Origin of the sequence: Sphingobium sp. PAMC28499 (assembly GCF_004795815.1) — a bacterium.
Classification (GTDB): Bacteria; Pseudomonadota; Alphaproteobacteria; order Sphingomonadales; family Sphingomonadaceae; genus Sphingobium; species Sphingobium yanoikuyae.
Genome location: NZ_CP039248.1, coordinates 3,055,001 through 3,072,901 on the forward strand (window position 1 = coordinate 3,055,001; position 17,901 = coordinate 3,072,901).

The 17,901-nt window shown below is 59.6% G+C and carries 14 protein-coding genes, 1 tRNA gene and 2 rRNA genes (1 of these 17 running past the window's edge); 10 read left to right on the top strand and 7 right to left on the bottom strand.

Going from position 1 to position 17,901, the window contains the following annotated elements; translation table 11 throughout:
- The 4 genes from E5554_RS14645 to E5554_RS14660 form a co-directional block, all read left to right on the top strand.
- Nucleotides 1–1,456: ribosomal RNA gene (locus E5554_RS14645) — 23S ribosomal RNA — on the top strand (it extends 1,336 nt beyond the left edge of the window).
- Nucleotides 1,457–1,599: 143 nt separating this feature from the next.
- Nucleotides 1,600–1,714: ribosomal RNA gene (rrf, locus tag E5554_RS14650) — 5S ribosomal RNA — on the top strand.
- 111 nt (nucleotides 1,715–1,825) lie between these two features.
- Nucleotides 1,826–1,902: transfer RNA gene (locus E5554_RS14655), tRNA-Met, on the top strand.
- Nucleotides 1,903–2,087: 185 nt separating this feature from the next.
- On the top strand, nucleotides 2,088–3,290 hold the full coding sequence (locus E5554_RS14660; RefSeq protein ID WP_136187239.1) for an integrase arm-type DNA-binding domain-containing protein: 1,203 nt from the start codon (nucleotides 2,088–2,090) through the stop codon (nucleotides 3,288–3,290).
- A 49-nt stretch (nucleotides 3,291–3,339) separates the two neighbouring features.
- On the opposite strand, the gene E5554_RS14665 is transcribed toward E5554_RS14660, so the two are convergent.
- Entirely contained in the window at nucleotides 3,340–3,801 is a 462-nt protein-coding gene (locus tag E5554_RS14665) for a MucR family transcriptional regulator (RefSeq protein ID WP_136187240.1), read from the bottom strand.
- 266 nt (nucleotides 3,802–4,067) lie between these two features.
- Between E5554_RS14665 and E5554_RS14670 the strand changes: the two genes are divergently transcribed.
- The 3 genes from E5554_RS14670 to E5554_RS14680 all read left to right on the top strand — a co-directional run bounded on the left by E5554_RS14670 (nucleotide 4,068) and on the right by E5554_RS14680 (nucleotide 7,792).
- The gene (locus E5554_RS14670; RefSeq protein ID WP_136187241.1) at nucleotides 4,068–4,751 is read left to right on the top strand and encodes a hypothetical protein; all 684 of its coding nucleotides are present in this window, start codon (nucleotides 4,068–4,070) and stop codon (nucleotides 4,749–4,751) included.
- A gap of 378 nt (nucleotides 4,752–5,129) precedes the next feature.
- Complete coding sequence (locus E5554_RS14675; RefSeq protein WP_136187242.1) at nucleotides 5,130–7,331, top strand: alpha-amylase family protein; 2,202 nt, start codon at nucleotides 5,130–5,132, stop codon at nucleotides 7,329–7,331.
- Nucleotides 7,332–7,510: 179 nt separating this feature from the next.
- The gene (locus E5554_RS14680) at nucleotides 7,511–7,792 is read left to right on the top strand and encodes a hypothetical protein (protein ID WP_136187243.1); all 282 of its coding nucleotides are present in this window, start codon (nucleotides 7,511–7,513) and stop codon (nucleotides 7,790–7,792) included.
- Nucleotides 7,793–7,869: 77 nt separating this feature from the next.
- Here the strand turns inward: E5554_RS14680 and E5554_RS14685 are convergent, their stop codons facing one another.
- Entirely contained in the window at nucleotides 7,870–8,064 is a 195-nt protein-coding gene (locus tag E5554_RS14685) for a hypothetical protein (RefSeq protein ID WP_136187244.1), read from the bottom strand.
- Nucleotides 8,065–8,107: 43 nt separating this feature from the next.
- On the opposite strand from E5554_RS14685, the gene E5554_RS23075 reads away from it, so the two are divergent.
- A complete protein-coding gene (locus E5554_RS23075; protein ID WP_168708717.1) occupies nucleotides 8,108–8,284 on the top strand; it encodes a hypothetical protein in 177 nt (58 codons plus the stop codon).
- 774 nt (nucleotides 8,285–9,058) lie between these two features.
- Here the strand turns inward: E5554_RS23075 and E5554_RS14695 are convergent.
- The 5 genes from E5554_RS14695 to E5554_RS14715 all read right to left on the bottom strand — a co-directional run bounded on the left by E5554_RS14695 (nucleotide 9,059) and on the right by E5554_RS14715 (nucleotide 15,646).
- On the bottom strand, nucleotides 9,059–10,270 hold the full coding sequence (locus E5554_RS14695; RefSeq protein WP_136187246.1) for a hypothetical protein: 1,212 nt from the start codon (nucleotides 10,268–10,270) through the stop codon (nucleotides 9,059–9,061).
- Between the two features lie 122 nt (nucleotides 10,271–10,392).
- A complete protein-coding gene (locus E5554_RS14700; RefSeq protein WP_136187247.1) occupies nucleotides 10,393–12,045 on the bottom strand; it encodes a S8 family serine peptidase in 1,653 nt (550 codons plus the stop codon).
- 2 nt (nucleotides 12,046–12,047) lie between these two features.
- Nucleotides 12,048–13,166 carry a trypsin-like serine protease gene (locus E5554_RS14705; protein ID WP_136187248.1) on the bottom strand — a complete coding sequence of 373 codons (1,119 nt, stop codon included), beginning with the start codon at nucleotides 13,164–13,166 and terminating at the stop codon, nucleotides 12,048–12,050.
- Complete coding sequence (locus E5554_RS14710) at nucleotides 13,163–14,428, bottom strand: hypothetical protein (protein ID WP_136187249.1); 1,266 nt, start codon at nucleotides 14,426–14,428, stop codon at nucleotides 13,163–13,165. The genes E5554_RS14705 and E5554_RS14710 overlap by 4 nt, the downstream gene beginning before the upstream one ends.
- A 21-nt stretch (nucleotides 14,429–14,449) precedes the next feature.
- A complete protein-coding gene (locus tag E5554_RS14715; protein ID WP_136187250.1) occupies nucleotides 14,450–15,646 on the bottom strand; it encodes a M23 family metallopeptidase in 1,197 nt (398 codons plus the stop codon).
- Between the two features lie 356 nt (nucleotides 15,647–16,002).
- Between E5554_RS14715 and E5554_RS14720 the strand changes: the two genes are divergently transcribed.
- Together E5554_RS14720 and E5554_RS14725 are read left to right on the top strand one after the other, a co-directional pair.
- Nucleotides 16,003–16,716, top strand: coding sequence for a hypothetical protein (locus E5554_RS14720; protein ID WP_136188380.1), 714 nt, complete (start codon nucleotides 16,003–16,005; stop codon nucleotides 16,714–16,716).
- 16 nt (nucleotides 16,717–16,732) lie between these two features.
- Entirely contained in the window at nucleotides 16,733–17,893 is a 1,161-nt protein-coding gene (locus E5554_RS14725; protein ID WP_247594276.1) for a M48 family metallopeptidase, read from the top strand.
- Nucleotides 17,894–17,901: the final 8 nt, after the last annotated feature.

The following is a 17,901-nucleotide window of genomic DNA, read 5'->3' on the forward strand; positions in this document are numbered from 1 at the left end:
TCCAAGGGTTCCTGCTTAAAGCTAATCTGAGCAGGGTAAGCCGGCCCCTAAGACGAGCCCGAAGGGGGTAGTCGATGGGAACCACGTTAATATTCGTGGGCCTGGTGGTGTGTGACGGATGCCGTAAATTGTTCGGGCTTATTGGATTGCTCCGGGCAGTGAAGGGGTCCCAGGAAATAGCCCCACCGTATAGACCGTACCCTAAACCGACACAGGTGGAATGGTAGAGTATACCAAGGCGTTTGAGAGAAGTATCCTGAAGGAACTCGGCAAATTGCCTCCGTACCTTCGGAAGAAGGAGGCCCCATCTTAAGGCAACTTTTGATGGGGGGCACAGGCCAGGGGGTAGCGACTGTTTAGCAAAAACACAGGGCTCTGCTAAGTCGGCTTCAAGACGACGTATAGGGCCTGACGCCTGCCCGGTGCCTGAAGGTTAAGAGGAGGAGTGCAAGCTCTGAATTGAAGCCCAGGTAAACGGCGGCCGTAACTATAACGGTCCTAAGGTAGCGAAATTCCTTGTCGGGTAAGTTCCGACCTGCACGAATGGCGTAACGACTTCCCCACTGTCTCCAGGATATGCTCAGCGAAATTGAATTCTCCGTGAAGATGCGGAGTACCCGCGGTTAGACGGAAAGACCCCGTGCACCTTTACTGCAGCTTCAGAGTGGCATTAGGAAAGAACTGTGTAGCATAGGTGGGAGGCTTTGAAGCATTGACGCCAGTTGATGTGGAGCCATAGGTGAAATACCACCCTGTTGTTTTCTGATGTCTAACCTCGCACCGTTATCCGGTGCAGGGACCCTCTGTGGCGGGTAGTTTGACTGGGGCGGTCGCCTCCTAAAGAGTAACGGAGGCGCGCGATGGTGGGCTCAGGACGGTTGGAAACCGTCTGTTAGAGTGCAATGGCATAAGCCCGCCTGACTGCGAGACTGACAAGTCGAGCAGAGACGAAAGTCGGTCATAGTGATCCGGTGGTCCCTCGTGGAAGGGCCATCGCTCAACGGATAAAAGGTACGCCGGGGATAACAGGCTGATGATTCCCAAGAGCTCATATCGACGGAATCGTTTGGCACCTCGATGTCGGCTCATCACATCCTGGGGCTGGAGCAGGTCCCAAGGGTTTGGCTGTTCGCCAATTAAAGTGGTACGTGAGCTGGGTTCAGAACGTCGCGAGACAGTTTGGTCCCTATCTGCCGTGGGCGTCGAAATTTGAGAGGAGTTGACCCTAGTACGAGAGGACCGGGTTGAACATACCTCTGGTGTACCTGTCGTCACGCCAGTGGCGCAGCAGGGTAGCTATGTATGGACGGGATAACCGCTGAAAGCATCTAAGCGGGAAGCCTCCCTCAAGATAAGATTTCATCGAGCCGTCGTAGACCACGACGTTGATAGGCTGGATGTGGAAGTGCGGTAACGCATGGAGCTAACCAGTCCTAATTGCTCTGTTCGCGCTTAAGAGTCCCACCATCAACGACAATGCTGGAAACAGCTAAGACGCTGATGGCGTGGTTTTAAGCCAGCCCAGATATACGAACATACAAACTCCAAAATTGTGCACGGTATCGATTAAAAACCCGCAGTTATGCGCCTGCTTCATTGCTTGGTGACCATAGCGTCTGTGACCCACCCGATCCCATCCCGAACTCGGCCGTGAAACCAGTCTGCGCCGATGGTACTATTGCTCAAGCACTGGAAGAGTAGGGCGTCGCCAGGCATTGAAGCACGCGCATAGCAACGGATCAAAAACCCATCACAATGTTACAAAACAGGGCGGCCCGCAAAGCCGCCCTTTTTGCATGTCAGGGCCACACAAAACGCCCAGTGTCGCGGGATGGAGCAGCCCGGTAGCTCGTCAGGCTCATAACCTGAAGGTCGTAGGTTCAAATCCTACTCCCGCAACCATATACTAAAAGACCAAACCGTCTCGGAGCATTCCGCGGCGGTTTTTTTATACCTTTTATGGCGGATTTGCGCCGTTTCTTGAGGATGCAGCGCCGCCCATCGGATCGCGCCTGATGCCAGGACGTCGATTTGCTTTTGGGGGTGTTTTGGAGGGTAATGCCTGTGCCCAGCAGGAGATACCCCCAATGCCGCTCAAGGAACTCGAGGTTCGCTATGCCAGCCGGCGATCGAAGGATTACAAGCTTGGCGATGGCGGTGGTCTCTATCTGCTCGTCCGTCCCACCGGATCACGCCTCTGGCGCATGAAATATCGGTTCGACGGCAAGGAGAAGCTGCTCTCGTTCGGGCGCTACCCGGAGGTTACCTTGGCTGAGGCGCGGCTGCGCCGCGCTGAGGCCAAGCTGGCTCTTGCGCGGGGCGAGGATCCCGGTCCCAAGGCTCCTTCGCCTGTGACGAGCTTTGAGGCGGCTGCGCGGGCCTGGCATGGTAACCGGGCGAGCGGGCTGGAGCCGGGGCATGCGGCACGCATATTGTCGCGTCTGGAGCGCGATGTGTTTCCGTCGCTCGGGCAGCGCGACCTCAAGGACATCACAGCAGGCGATGTGCTGTCGATGTTGCGGGCGGTCGAGGCGCGCGGCGCGCTCGATGTCAGCCGTCGGCTGCGCCAGCATGTGAGCCAGGTCTATCTCTTTGCCATCCCCCAAGGCTGGGCCACCCATGATCCGGCTGCCGGGCTTGCGACCCTGCTGCGGCCAAAGCCTCGGGTGCGGCATATGGCGCGGGTCGGGGCAGGGGAGTTGCCTGCGCTTGTTCGGGCGATCGATGCTTATGATGGCGATGAGAATCCCCGGCGGCGTGCGGTCACGCGCGATGCGCTCTTGTTCACGCTGCTGACCTGGGCGCGGACCAATGAAACCCGCTATGCGACATGGGACGAGTTTGAGGGGCTGGATGGCCCTGATCCCATCTGGCGGGTGCCGGCCGAGCGGATGAAGATGGGGCGTGAGCATATCGTGCCGCTGTCGCGGCAGGCGGTCGGGTTGCTAGAGAGCGTGCGGGTTTACAGCCGGGGGCCCTATGTCTTTGCCGGCGACAAGGCTGAGCTCCCCATATCGCAGAACACGATGATCTACGGCTGCTACCGCATCGGCTATCGCGGCCGTCAGACGGTGCATGGGTTCCGGGGCCTTGCTTCGACCTGGGCCAATGAGGCGGAATGCTATCGCCCAGATTGGATCGAGGTGGCGCTGGCCCATGCCGATCGTGATGATGTGCGGGGGGCCTATAACAGCGCCCTCTACCTGACCCCGCGTCGACGGATGCTGCAGGCCTGGGCTGATCATGTTCTGGGTATGATCGTGATGCCGCAGGAGGCGCTGGTCGCGTGATTGCAGGGTGATACGGGGATCGGCTCTGCCGGTCCCCGTATAGCTATCCTCAGGCCGGTTCGGCGACCTTCGTCTTGCGCGGGGTGCGGGCCGGCTTGGCAGGAACTGCTGCAGCGGCGCGCGGTTTGCGGCCGAGGCCGATCTTGTGGGCCAGTTCCTTGCGCTGCGCGGCATAGTTGGGCGCGACCATCGGATAATCCGCAGGCAAGCCCCACTTGGCGCGATAGTCCGCCGGGGTCATCTGATAATGGGTCATCAGGTGACGCTTGAGCATCTTGAGCTTCTTCCCGTCTTCCAGGCAGACAATATAGTCCGGCTTGATCGACGCGCGCACCGAAACCGCAGGCTCGGGCTTCACTTCTTCTGCAACCGCAGGTTCGCTCAGGCTAGCCAGAGCGCCATGCACATTAGCGATCAGGGCAGGAATATCATTGATCCCAACGCTGTTGTTGCTGACATGGGCGGCGACAATGTCGGCGGTGAGCGTGATGAGCGTTTCTTCTGCGGACATTTTTATTCCTTCTTCATGGCGACCAGTTATTTTTGCTGAATGGCAGAAGGGGGGGGCGGATTACCAGTGTGCGTTCGATGAACTATTGCTCATGTTCGATCATCGGATATTAGAATTATTGATTGGCGCTGGCATCCGTCGATTGAAGGACGAATGTTCCGCGCGCGTCATTGAGGACCACGCTCCGGGCTAGGGAAGGGGGCTCATAAACGAATCTTCCAGTCGCCCTTGTCGCAACCTGCTCAGGGCGGCAGAACCGTATCAGGATGATCGAGTTTCATGCCCCAGTCGGTGACGTAGATCAGTTGGCGCTGTCGCCGCTCCATCGCGCGGCTGTGCTTACACTGCGCCATCTCGCAGAGATTGGCCCAATCGGCCTCACACCCAACAGGGCGATGAAGCGCTACTTCGTCACCTGGGCTGCCGAAGCCTTCAATTGGCCTTTTTACACCGCAGATGAGCTCTATGCGGTCAACAAAGTTCTCAACGAACACGATTTCCAGCCATTGGCCATTCTGCATGACCTGCTTCTGGCCGCCAAGCTCTGCCGACACCGCAAGGGTTTTCTGCACATAACCAGGTTAGGCAGGGACCTGTTGCAACATCCAGCGAGCCTCTGGCTCACCTTGGCCCAGCATTTGCTCCTTTCCGCCGGTCAGGATGACATGCTGGAAATCGAATGGGTCTCGGTCCTTCATGCTGTGAACATAGAGGCTCAATCAGGCGTGACGGACGGCCAATTCTGCGCCAGGCTGACTGGCGGCGATGTTGAGGACACGCATATGAAATCGCTTGTCTATATGAATGTCCTTCGCCCCCTTTGCTGGCTCGGCCTATTGCATGAGACACGGCAAAGCAGGACTGAGCGTCTATTCACCAAGACCACCCTCTGGCCTCTTGTCCTGACATTCGAAGGTGGCGCTCCGCTGCCAGTGGTCACGAAACACTAATTGCGCAAACCGAGGCGCCAAGCATCCCGTTGCTCAGAGCGACCAATCCGATGCGCAGTGCCGTCTGTCCACTATTCCGGCAGCTCGCGACCAAAGTCCGCCCTTCAGGTCTGTGGCGGTGAATGTCTGGTCGAGGCGAAAGCAGCCACCACTGCTCATCTCCTCAATAATCTGTCTCCGAAGAGCGCCACGAAGTGGATGCCAACCTCAGCTTGACCGACACGTACGTCGCCAAGTGGGTGGGGTAAGAAGCTGTGGCGTTGATGCGTCGAGCCTTGCTGGACGCTTTAGCCGAGATAAGATATTGGTCTTACCAATCAATGCTGGTGGCGGCGTGTAAAGGAAGAGCTGCCACTGCCGCCTCCAGGGAGAGATGCCATGATATCGTCTGACAGAAGAACGTTAATCAAGGTGGCAGCATCGCTGGCAGCGGCAGCGGGCTTCCACCCGCTGTTCGGCTCATCCGCTTATGCCGCAGAAGCGCAGGACTGGGTCTGGGACCCGATGCGCTGGGTACAGGTGAACTTCACGGACGATGATCCCGGTCGGTTCGATCCCGGCTTCTGGCTGGATTTCATGCGACGCACAAGCACACAGGGCGTCTGCTTAAGCGCGGGCGGTATTCTGGCGTTCTATCCCACCGAAGTGCAGTTCCACCGGCGCAGCACCTTCCTTGGAAACAGCGATCCCTTCGGCGATATGGCAAAGGCCTGCAAGAGGATGGGCCTGCGTGTACTGGCACGCGTCGATCCCAGCGTGCTCTACCCTGATGCCCTTGCCGCGCACCCCGAGTGGGCGGCGCGCGGGGCGGATGGTAAGCCCCGCAGGCACCCGGACGACCCCTCGGCTTACCTGAGCTGCCCTAATGGCCCGTTCAGCTTTGGATGGGTGCCGCAGGTGATCCGCGAGATCATGGCCAAGTACCCGGTCGACGGCATTTTCGGCAACCGCTGGTCAGGCGGGCACGTCGGCGTATGCTACTGCGACGTGTGCAAGACCGAGTTCCGCCTGGCGAGCGGCCTCGACCTGCCCGCCAACCTGTTCAACCGACAGGATCCCGCAATGGTCGCCTACCAGCGCTGGAACGACGACAAGCGGTTCGCGCAGATCAAGGCCTACAACGAGGCCGCGCGTAGCATCAATCCACAGGCCCTGTTCGCGCCTGGATCTTCGTGGCAGCGCCTCGATCCTAAGCGCCTTCGCGGCGTGTTCCGCACGATCTATGCCGACCAGCAGCACCGCGCTGCCACCCACCCGATTTGGGCGGCGGGCCGGGGTGCCAAGGAGGCGGCCTGCGTCATGCAGGGCGCCGGGCCCATCGCGGGCAGCTTCAACGTCGCCCAAATGGAATTCAAGGACTCGGTCCAGTCGGTCGACGAGACGCTGGCCTTCATGCACGACGGCATGGCGCAGGGTTTCCGTCCCTGGCTAATCAAATTCAAGGCCGAAGTGTTCGACAAGCGCTGGGTCGCACCATTCGAACAAGCCTTTGCCTGGCACGCGCGCAACGAACGCTACTTCCGCAACACCGCCAATCTCGCGCAAGTAGCGATGATGCAGTCGCTCCAGACCAACAGCGGTTTTCGCTCGGGCGGGCCGGTCAACATGCAGCCAGTCAGCGCTATGGCCGCTGGTGGCAACGAGGCGGCACTCAACGGCGCTTATCAGGCTCTGCTGGAAGCGCGGGTGCCGTTCGCTTTGGTCGATGACCGCGACATGGACCAGTCGGTGCTGGGCCAGTACCGCACAGTCTATCTGCCTAACATCGCCTGCATGACGGATGAGCAGTGCGATAGCATCCGGCAATACGTGCGCGGCGGCGGCGCGATCGTCGCCACAGGCGAAACTTCACTCTACGATGCCAGCGGGGCGGAGCGGAAGAACTTCGGCCTCGCCGACCTGTTTGGCTGCGACTATGGCGGTCAGGTCGATAAGAAGGTCGAGAATTCGTACATCAGCATCGATGGCCCCCACCCGCTGACCCTGGGGCTGGACGACACGCCAAGGATTATCGGTGGGACGCGCGTGGTCCGCGTCAAGCCGACCGACGAAGCGAGCAAGCCGCCGCTGCGCCTCATCCGCAGCTATCCCGATCAGCCAGCGGAACTGGCCTACCCGCGTGAGCCGACTTCGGACGTACCGATGGTCTTCGCGCGCAGCTTCGGCGAGGGACGGGTGGTCTACTTCCCGTTCAACATCGACCAGTTGTTCTGGGAACAGGCCCCGCGCGACCACCTGTATTTGCTGCGCAATGCTATCGCCTGGGCATCGAACGGGCCGCAGCCGATGGAGGTGTCGGGCGCCGGCCTCGTAGACGTCAGCTATTTCAGGCAGGAAAAGTCACTGGCGGCACACCTCGTCAACCTGAACAACGCCTCGGCCCTCAAAGGCTACATGCACGAAGCCGTGTCGATCGGGCCGTTCACCGTGACACTCGACCTGCCGGACGGGACACGCCCACGCCGCGTGCAACTGCTGGAGGGCGCCAAGAGCGCCGCCTTCCGGCAGCAGGGTAACAAGCTAGTGGTCAAGGTGCCCAAACTGGCGCTGCACGAGGTCATTGCAGTGGACCTCGCTTGAGCCTCCGGGTACGTCCGACACATGGCAGTAGAGATCGATTTTTGTCCAGTGTTGGGCTGAAAGCCACCCTTTTAGTGCTACCGCGAGAAAGGCGGCTTTGTCCCAGCCCCGGTCATAAGCAGAATGTCCGCTCGGTGGTTCGCCATAATTTTGTTCGAACGGCGTGAATGGGCGCATCGATGCCGGTCGAGAGCCAGTGGGTACGTCGGACGTTTCATCTTGGCGATGAAGGCACCCACGCTTATTTAGGCGACCAAGAGCGTCAGGATGTAAATGGACACACGCGCATGGCTGCCCTCAAAACGCAATATGCTCGCCTGGTTCAGTTGGCTGTGGAAGAAGAGAAGGCTGCGCTCATTGCCCAATGCCGCCGCGACGACATCCTGCTGATCGAACAGCATAAACGCAGGGCCTTTTTCTTTCGCCAACAGGCCGATATTCTAGCGAAAGAAATTCAGTAGTATTGAGGGTATGTAGGTAGCCGCATTATTGGTCGATGCTTGTCCTGCAATCGCCTTGAGCATCGCAAGATGACCTTTCAGCTGGGGAATTGGAAAATGATTCGCCTTCGTTGCAGTTCTTTTGCCGCACCGGCTTGAGCAGGCGTCAGATTAACAGGATCGGTGATGCCAGCAATTTCCTCCAGCAATGCTTCTCGAGTGCGAAAAATCGCTTCGTCCTCGGCGAAGGCGAAATCCTGAAGAGAATATCGTCGCCGCTCTTGATCTCGCATCAATCGCCTCCGTCTTCAATGCGCAATTCATTGCGATATCGAAATGACGGTTTGGATCAAGATGCCTGTATTTCAGCTGTGTGCCGGATCGACAGCTGTTTTTGCGTCAGCCCATTTGGTGAAACTCGTCTACCGACTGCTGCCGCGAAACGAGAATGCGCCGCAAAACGGCGAGAAGGGGCGCATGTCCGACGTGCTAATTGCGCAAATCGGCGGTTGATTGATGCCAATTAATCTGGCGGCGGGGGCAGTTCCGAGGGAGCTCGGTCTGGTTCATCCACGTTGGGCGTGTCCGGCACGATCTCTGCGGGTTGTTCGAAAGGCGTTTCAGCAGGAGCCGTTTCACCTGGTATCTCCGCAGGCGACTGCGGGTTGATAGTGTCAGGCGGCGGAATTTCCGGGTTCGAAGCCATAAATATCTCCTCACGAGAGACCAGCGAGTGAGATCGACAGTAGTTCCCAAATTGCAGATCACGCGCGTGATCTGTCTCCGCCTTGTAAAAGAGATAGCCGCCGCCGGTAGTGTCTGAAGCGGGCGCGCAGCCGCCCACTTCCGTCGTCGACCCAAATCAGACCTCCAGCGGACAATATCAGTTCTCCAATTACAGACAGTCAACTTGTAGTCCCGGCTGCCTTATGGTGCAGCAAGCTCGAAGACCTTGCTGCACTCATGCTGGAACACCGACGGGCTACCTCAATGTCCGATGACCGCAACATCTCCTGTACGGCTTCCTGCAGGAAAGCCGTACGCAGGCGCTGACCATGCCAGCATAAATCCAGCCAAATTTTCGCAAACATGGCCAAGGGAAATACTGTTGCCCCCCCATGTCTCAAGCAGACGCTGCATTGGAAGCAGTGTGCATTTCGCTCGCCGACGCTTTCGGTCGTGGGGAAGCACGGACCGCACTCGAATTCCTGAACCATATCTTGGAAGATCGAACGCAAAAACTGGCCGGGACCTGCTTGACGGGGCACACGCGCCTGCCCGCCGGCATCAAGCGGGATGGCACGCGACGGATGAGTGCATCAAGGCGCCTTCCTTCGGCGTGACCATCGGCGACTGGGCGACTGCCTCCGCCGCGAGGGCCGCATCGCTGTCATTCAGGCCGATGTTGGTCAGCGCTCCCCGGATCAAGCGGCAGAATGCATCGGCAGTGGCGCCGCTGACGTCCAGAGCCTTCACCCCTTCGGCCCACCAGTCGAGCTGCCTCAGATAGCTGGCCAGCGAACCGGTCGTGCTCGTGCCATCGGATGTGAGCGGAAAGGCGAGGATATCGCCATAGTGCTGCCGTGCCTCGGCTATGGCCGATGCTCTGGCGGTCGTAAGTGCGGCCTGGCAGCCTTCGTCCGCAGTCGTGCCTTCAGGGCAGACGACCGTCACGGAGGCGAAGGATGATGCACGCGGGGCTTCAAACATCAGCGTCCATCTTCCGATATGGACATAGTCCAGATCTTCAAGGGTGGGCTGGCTCGGGTTGCCGCTTTGCTTGAGTTTCGACCATGCTCCCTGTTTGCGGGGCAGGTGGAGATTGACGACGATAGGCGTCCACAGCCGTACCGATCGGTCGACGGCATGCTTTTCTGCGATGCTGCGGGAAAACAGCTGGTTGATGGCCAGATCGATCGCCGTCGCTGTGTCCTTACCGGTGTTCGCGCTGAGCGTGGTGAGCAGTGGCTCGGCGGGCGCGATAAGTTTCGTGGCGGCGACGACGGCGCTGAGCGCGCTGCCTGCCGCCGACGATTCGACCTTGTCGGTCCCCTTGAGATCGAGCGTGGCCGACGCCACGTCGCTTGCGCTGTTGGAACGGACCAGAAACAAGGGAAAGTCGCGCGCTTCCTGACGGATGATCCGATTGAAGACCTCCCCTTCGCTTCTCGTGCTATCGTGCGCGACGGTTACGAGCGGAACGGTGGCGACGAAAGCGCCGGATGTCACCTTTGCGGACAGGGTTACGCTGTGGCGCTTGCCCACGAAGAAACGCGCGATCGCCGAGCGCGATTTGTAGGGATAGACCTGCCGATCCATTTGTTCGGAGCCGACGTTGCTGGCATTGGCGGAGGTGATGTTGAGCCGCGTATAAGTGCCGCTGGGTATATAGACGCCCGGACCTGCATCGCTCAGCCGGGTGGCGGGGGTGAGCATGATGAACGGCTGGTCGCTGCCTGCCTCCCCGTCGCTCCCGGAGACTCCTGACATAGTGGGCATGTCACCATCCCTCTGGGTCGCGCAGGCGGAAGCGAGAGCCGCTGCCAAGGTGAGCGCAATGAGACCGGCGCGAGGGGGCATTACGTTTCTCTCCTCATGACGAAAGCGCGTGGAGCGGCGGGTCACTGGGCCTCATCCTTCATCGACCGAGTGACGACTCTGACGACGCGGCTGGGCGGAACCTCCCAGGACTGGCCGTCGGGAACGGGCGAGCCGTTCTGGATGGGGGCTCCATCGGGCTGGTCTTTTGCCGGCAAAGGAGTGAAGGCGAAATTATCGGTCGGCGCATCAGCGTTCTCGCATGCCGTCAGCGAGTCTGTGTTCCCGATCAGTTGATAACGGTAGATCACCTGATATTTGCCCGAAGGCATGATCCTGACGCCGGCCGGGCGCGACAGCCGGACACCCGTGGACTCTGGTTTGTAGGGCGGTGGATCGATGCATTGGGTCACGGCGGAAGGGAGAGAGGTGATCTTGCCCAATGCTATGCGCGTCGTGCATCCCAGTGCGGCTGGGCGCTTGTCCGCAACGGGCGATCCGACCGGCTCATCGACGCAGTATTCGATCATGTCCTGATCGACATAGAGGGCCGCTTCGATATCAAGAACGCTCCCCCATTTTACGCACGCTGCCTTGGGTTTGCGCTCGTGGCAGCCTATATCAAGCTTCCAGCTGTAGCGCGAACTTGTAATCAGGCGTTCGCGCAGGTCGTTCACCTTGTCGATCCCCGAATAGGACTTGAGAAGCACGGCGGCAAACGACACGATGGCGGCAGCCTGGGATGTACCGTTCGCTGCTTTTGCCTCGTCTACGTTCTTGTCTTTGGGGCCGCCGGAGAACCAGGAACGGATTGCGCAGCCCGGCGCAGCCAGCGTCACATAATCCTCGCCGTAATTGCTGAATTCCGATCGTTCCAGACTGCTGTCATGGGATGCTACGACGATCATATTGCCTTTGGACCAGTCCGACATCGCAGGATATTGCGCGGTGTCGTAACCGAGCGGGCTAATCCCCTTTCCCATGTTTCCCGCGGAGACGACGACAAGAGAATATTTGAACTGACTCGGCAGCGCCTTGTAAGTTTCTTCGTTTCCATCACTAGAAACCGGTGTTCTCAGGCTTATATTCACGACGTCGGGCGATGATCTGTAATCCACCGGTATGTCACTATTGTCGAGATTAAGAAGTTTGTCTTTGTCCCACTCGTCAGTGTTGCTTTTTAAGGCGGCCATGAATATGTGGACAATCTCTCGGGGCTTTTCGCCTTTCGGGACGATCTTTCCGGTGAAATTTTCAAAGAACAGCCGTCGGACGCCGGGTAGGCCCAGATCGTCGATGGATGGCAGCCCCCCTCCATACATTCCGCCGAGAATGAGGCCAGTGATGTGCGTTCCATGGCCCCATGTCTCAGCGTCTTTCTCTTCACCCAGGGAGCGGATGAACTGCGAGGGCCGGGATACCCCGTCCGGCTGCTGATAGAAGAAAGTTTCAGGGAAGATGACTGTGGGCACCTCGCTGCCATCCTTGATGGCGTATCCTGCAAAGGCATTGTCGATCACCAGAACCCTGACGACCCGCTTGACTCGACCCAGACGCTCAAGTGCTCTCTGGATGCGCTTCACGTCAAACGGATAGGGAATGCTGCTTTTATCGGCGGAGAGAGCCTCCTCCCCGGTGCAGCCGATGCGCAACGCGCTGGCTTGCGCGCTTGCCTGTTGGATCGGGCTGCAGATTAGGACCGCGCAGAACAAGATGAGGGGACGTAGCGCGCCCATGGCTATTCCCTACAGCGCGTCGTGCCGGACGGATAATCGATCCCGCAGATCCCACGCGTCTTCGGTGCCTGCTTCGTGAATTTCTTCGCGAACTCGACGAAGTCCGGGTCTGATAGTGGCGACAGATAGGATACCAGCTCGGTCCCGTCCGGCGGAGTCGCCAGGCCGGCAGGCGGCGGATTCTTCTTCCAATCAGCCAGTGTCTCGCGCGTCGGGCCAACGCCTGAATTAACCGATGTCACGCGCCATCCGCGCGGATCGACCTGCCGCGACAGTACGCCGGAATAGGCCGCTCCGCCTGAATCCCCTGCGCAGACGATCGCCTGGCTGCTGCCCACGCGACCGCGCGCCTGAAGCCAGCCGGACCGTTTATCGGGCTCGAGCGTGGCGTTGCCCGCGTTCAGCGCCGCACTCGTTTGTCCGTCTCCCTCCACCCGCTGGCCAAGGATCCTGTGCTGCGTGCAGCCGTAACCGGCGAGAAGCACGGGCGAGCCACCGATGACCTGCGCCGTGTCGGTTGAAACGGTCTCCCGCTGGACGTCTACATCCTTTCCAAGCTCGCACAGCGCCCAGTCCTTCGAGTTGCGTGGGCTCCCGATGGACAGCCGGGTCGCGTCCATATATTTCGCGGGCATCTCGCAGGATTTGAAATGGGCGACTGCCACCTGCCCGGCCAGCTGGATGCCGCCATTGAGCGCCATGACCGTCTTCGATCCGCCCTTGTCCAGGCAATGCGCTGCGGTCAGCACTACTCGCGGCCCGATGACCGTCGCGGTGCAGACGGCGCCGTTGGTGAACGTCCTCTTGAACGTCGCCTTCAGCCGTTCCGGCTGAAATTCCTCGTCGGCTCCGGCAATTTGTCCGACGGTCTTGCCGTCGGCGACCTGTGTGAACAGATAATTGTCACCGTCCGCAGCGGCCTGACCCAGATCATTGCCAAACATCGGCACCCCGTCCGAAGTCTCCACCAAGCCAAAGGGGAGGCTTGCTGGTGCGGTGACAGCGGAGGTGGGTGTGTCGGTGGCGGGTCGCTCCTGCGCATGGGCCAAAGATGTCGTCCAGCCGCAGGGGAGGAGCGCGGTCATTCCCAAAAAGGTGGCTTGGCGTACGGAGCGCTTCATGGTTTGGCTTCTGTGGTTGTCGGCGACGGCTGCGTGGGCGGCATTTCGTTGACCGTCAGGGAATACGGACCCAGCCAGTCCAGATCGCCCATGACCCGGAGTGTCAGTTCGCCGGTTCGGTTGAAGGTGAAGGTGATCGTGGTTCGCCCGACGCCGGGTTGATCCGTCGACGAGGTCGAACTGATCTTGGAGATCAGGAAGCCCAGGGGTGTGATCGCACCGACGCCCAGCGACACCGCAGGAGCCTTGCCAAGACCGCTCGGATCGCGCGCTTCAAGTGTCGCCTGGAACGTTTCTTCGGCCGATCCGGTGAGCTTGTAGAGTGCGTAGGATCGATCGTTGATGACCGGGTTTTTGAAGGCGAGCATATCGTTGGTTGCGTAGCTCGGATGTATGCGGGTCGGCGCGGGTTCCGGCTGCGGCGTTGGTGCGGCATCGACCTGAACCCTGAAAGCGCCGAACTCTCCTGCTCTTGCGGCGACCAGAATGCTGTAGTCGCCATCCTCCTTAAGATAGCGGATGAGGCGGGCGTCGCGCCCTGGACCGCTGTCGGAATCCTGGCCGATCAGCTTGTTGTTCAACCGCAATTGGAGCGTCGGATCGAAATCGTCCGAATGGGCGTCGATCACGACGCGCTGTTTCGCTTTGCCCAAGAAGGTGTAGATTTGATAGGGCTGCTCCAGCCCTTCGATCCGGAGGCTGCTGCTGTCGATAGTGCCGTAGGTCGGCGTTCCAAACTGCAGCCGCGGTAGGTCGAAGGTGGTCGTGCTCTCGATCTGCAATGTGGAGATCTCAAAGGGGCCGCCCAGACCCTTTTTGTCGCGAACGACGATAATCAAAGGGGTCTTGTAGGCGCGCGGCGCCAGTACCAGTCTCGCATCCAGAAAGTCCCCGCCGTCATCATCCTCCATCAGCGGTTTCGTGCCGCCCGGCTCATAGATCTCGACAACGCTGTCGATCGTGCGTGATCGAACATCGATCTGGACGGTGGCGTCCGGCGGTGGCGTGAAGAGGTAAACGGCGGCGGTGCCGTCGCCCCGGTCGACCATGCCCGGACCTACGTGGCCGAATTCCAGTATGTCCTTTATTGCCTCCTGCGAAAAAGGCGGGGTGAACCGGATCGGTTCGGGCATTTGTGATGAGGGTGTCGAGCCGACTGATTCCTGCGCGGAGGCAGACCAGGCGAGGCCTAACGCGATCGGGAGCAGAGCAGCCGCCCGCACTGAGGCCCCAAGTGCCCGCGCATGGTCAGTACGCATCATCGCTCCCTCCGTCCCTTGTCGTCAGGGGTGCACATAGGATGCTACCAGTGAAGAATAGGGCGGCACGTGGCGTAGGCCCTTCCCGTTCCTATTCTGCAGCATCTCGAAATGCAGGTGAACCGTCGTCTTGGTGTTTCCGAAATCGTTCGAGATCAGGCCGATCCGCTGTCCGCGCATCACATTGTCGCCGAGTTTTACCGCCAGCTGGTGCATCGCGAGATGCAGGTAGCGATATTCCGTCCCGCTCGAGCCGATCAATATGACCGAATAGGATCCGATCTTGCGGATCTTGCCACTTTCGGCGGCGACAGCCCAATATTTCGCGACGCCAGGGCCGCCTGGACGAATGTCCTGCCCTTGATGGCCGGTGCCGGACGGGCACATTGGCGTAGCCCGCGACCGCGATTCACAGAAATTGTCGCGCCACGGGTATTGGTAGTTCCGTGGGTCGCTCGCGCTGCCGCGCGGCCCGCTCAGCCCGCCGACACCCCAAACCTGCGAGTTCAGATAAGCCGGCGGAGTTTCGACCGGAAAGCGGATCGACGGCGCGAAGATTGTCGTCGACGTCACGCCCTTTCCGCTTCGCGGAAGTAGTTCTCCCGGCGGCTTCGCGAAATCCGCCGGCGGCTTGGCAGACGAGACAGCCGATGGCCCTGTGTCCGGCTCGTCAGGCTGCGGTTGCGCGGGCTGCCCCTGCGCCCCACCCGCCAGAACCACGCTTTCCAGCAAGCGGCGGGCATAGGCGCCATCGGCACACCGTTTGTCCGACGGACCGTCGCATTCGACATCCACGCGATAGGCCGCACCGAAGCGGACGTAGCCCGCGCTCGCGCTGCGCTCGCCCTGATCGACCGTAATCTCGCTGGGCGTCTGCGATGGTTTCGTGGGCCGTACACCCGGCTCGTCGAAGGCGAGGCGTGTACCGGTGATGGAAAGTGTCGCGCCCTTGGCGGTTACCATCACCAAATAGCTGCTGTCCTCACCGACAAATTTGCGTGATACGAAATCGAAAAATGATTCTGGGACGAGGACGGGGAGAAATGTTTTTTCCGCTCCGGCAATGATTTTTTCTCCGCCGGAGACAGAACTCGGGCTCTCATCAGGCCAGGTTACGTCGCCGACACGAGCCGTGATCGAATTTTCTGTCTGGGCGAAAGAGATACTTGCCACTGCGGCCGCAATACCAAGAAAGCTTGCCACTCGTACCGTGCTTGCCATGTCGCCACGCCCCAAAATGGCTATATTTCTTGACCGAATCAACCGGACGAATCAGATATATTTTGGCAACCGTCGGGCAATCATGATAATTCCGGAAAGTTCCGTCAACAGTATTATCTTTGTATAAATTTAATCTTGTTAAAACCGGCACATCACGCTGATAAACGGTCGATTACGCCAGCTCCGCCGGCGTAACCGTGATGGGCGTCACGCGCATTCACAATCCGGCAGTTTTAAGATCGCTATGCGATTGGGACGTGAGGGGCACGTTGCAATCGGCGGTTAGCGACTTTGATGGCGCGGCAGCGATGGGGAGCGGGGGAAAGGTGCGGATCAACAATTTTGCGCGAGCATGTATGCTGGCGCTTGCATGCTGCATTTCGTCGACTGCAGTCGGCCAGGAGAAAACCGGCAACAAGGAGGGTTTCGCCCTCAAGCCCGGGACAGTGAAAATAATCCTCATGCGCCCTGTCATTGGAGTGGGCGAGCAGTCGACCGGGGGCCTTTATGAACCCAATGCAGACTGGACCACGCAGGCACGCGGCCATCTCGGGACGGCGCTGAGCGAAGCGCAGACGCAACTGGGAAACCAGGTCATGCCATATGAGGAAAGCGCTGGCCCAGAAGGCCCGCTGGTGACGCAATATTCCCAGTTGTTCAACGCTGTCGCGGACTCGGTGATCGAATATCAGTTCTTTCCAGGCAATCGTCTCCCCACCAAAAAGCGGGACAAGGGTTTTGAATGGGCCGTCGGCCCCGGCATTGCCGAACTCAAGTCCCTTGAGGGCGCGGACTATGCCCTCTTCATTTCAACCCATGATGAATATGGTTCGACCGGCCGCAAGATGTTGCAGATCGTAGGCATGTTGGGCGGCATCGGCGTCACATCGGGGGTGCATCAGGGATATGCCGGCCTTGTGGACCTCAAGACCGGAGAACTGGTGTGGCTGAATGCCGACCGGCAGATGGGTGGCGATGTCCGTACGCCCGAAGGCGCGCAGAAACGGATCAGGCAATTGCTTGAAGGCTTTCCAGGGAAGCCTGTCGCCCTCACCACTGCGCAGCCCTGATATGCGCGGATATGCTATGGCTTTTGCTCTCCTGGCGGAGCTGGCCTTTTCCCGGCCGGCCGTGGCCAGGGATGATTTCACGCTTGCGCCCTATATGGCGGCCTATGAGCCTTCCACCGTTGACGAGCGCGGCGTGTGGATGCTTGCCGATGAAGGCGAGCGCCAGCTTCGCGATAGTCCCTTGCGGATACGGGACGGCGGTCTTGAAACCTATCTGCGCAACGTCCTGTGCAGGGAGGTCGGCAGTGATCGCTGCACTGGTATCCGCGTCTACGCAGTCGAAGTCCCGACCTTCAATGCCTCGATGATGCCCAACGGAGCCATGCAGGTCCACTCGGGGCTATTGCTGCGCGCCCGCAATGAGGCGGAACTCGCTGCCGTGCTGGGCCATGAGTTTGCGCATTTCGAACTGCGGCATTTTCTTTACGGCTTCAAGAACCGCCGCGGCACGACCGATGCGATGGCTTGGCTCACGGTTCTGGGCGGGATCAGTAACACACCGGTCGGCGACACGAATTTCTCGCTTCTGGGGTCCATTTACCAATTCAACCGTGCGCAGGAGACGGAGGCTGATCTTCTAGGCCTGAAATATCTCGCTCAATCGGGCTATCCAGCACAATCCGCCTCCGAAGTCTGGCAGGCCCTGATGGCCGAGGCGGATGCCAGTGCGCTTGGTCGCAAGCAAAAGGTGAAAGCAAAATATTCGGCGGGCTTCTTCGACACGCATCCTGCCTCCGTGGCGCGTGCCTCCTACCTTGCCACCGAAGCGGACAAGCTTCCGCCCGGCGGCGACGCGCGAGCGAAGGAATATAATGATGCCATCGCGCCTTATATTTCCCGTTTTCTCGCCGCCCAGATGAAGCTCAATGATTTCGGGGGTAGCGAATATATTCTGGGCAATATTGCGGAACGATCCGGCTGGACCGGTGATCTGCTGTTTGCGCGCGGCGAACTCTATCGCGCCCGGGCTAATCCGCGAGACCTCCAACAGGCGAGCGAGTTCTACCGTCAGGCCAAGCTTGCTGGGTATGCCGCTCCGGAGCTCGACCGCAATCTGGGCCTTTCCCTGTTGCGAAACGGGCAAAGTGATGAGGCCCGAATAGCTCTCTCGGCCTATCTCACCGCGCGTCCGGATGCCTCTAACGCAAAAGCCATAACAGCCCTTCTTGCGAATTGAGGAATTGA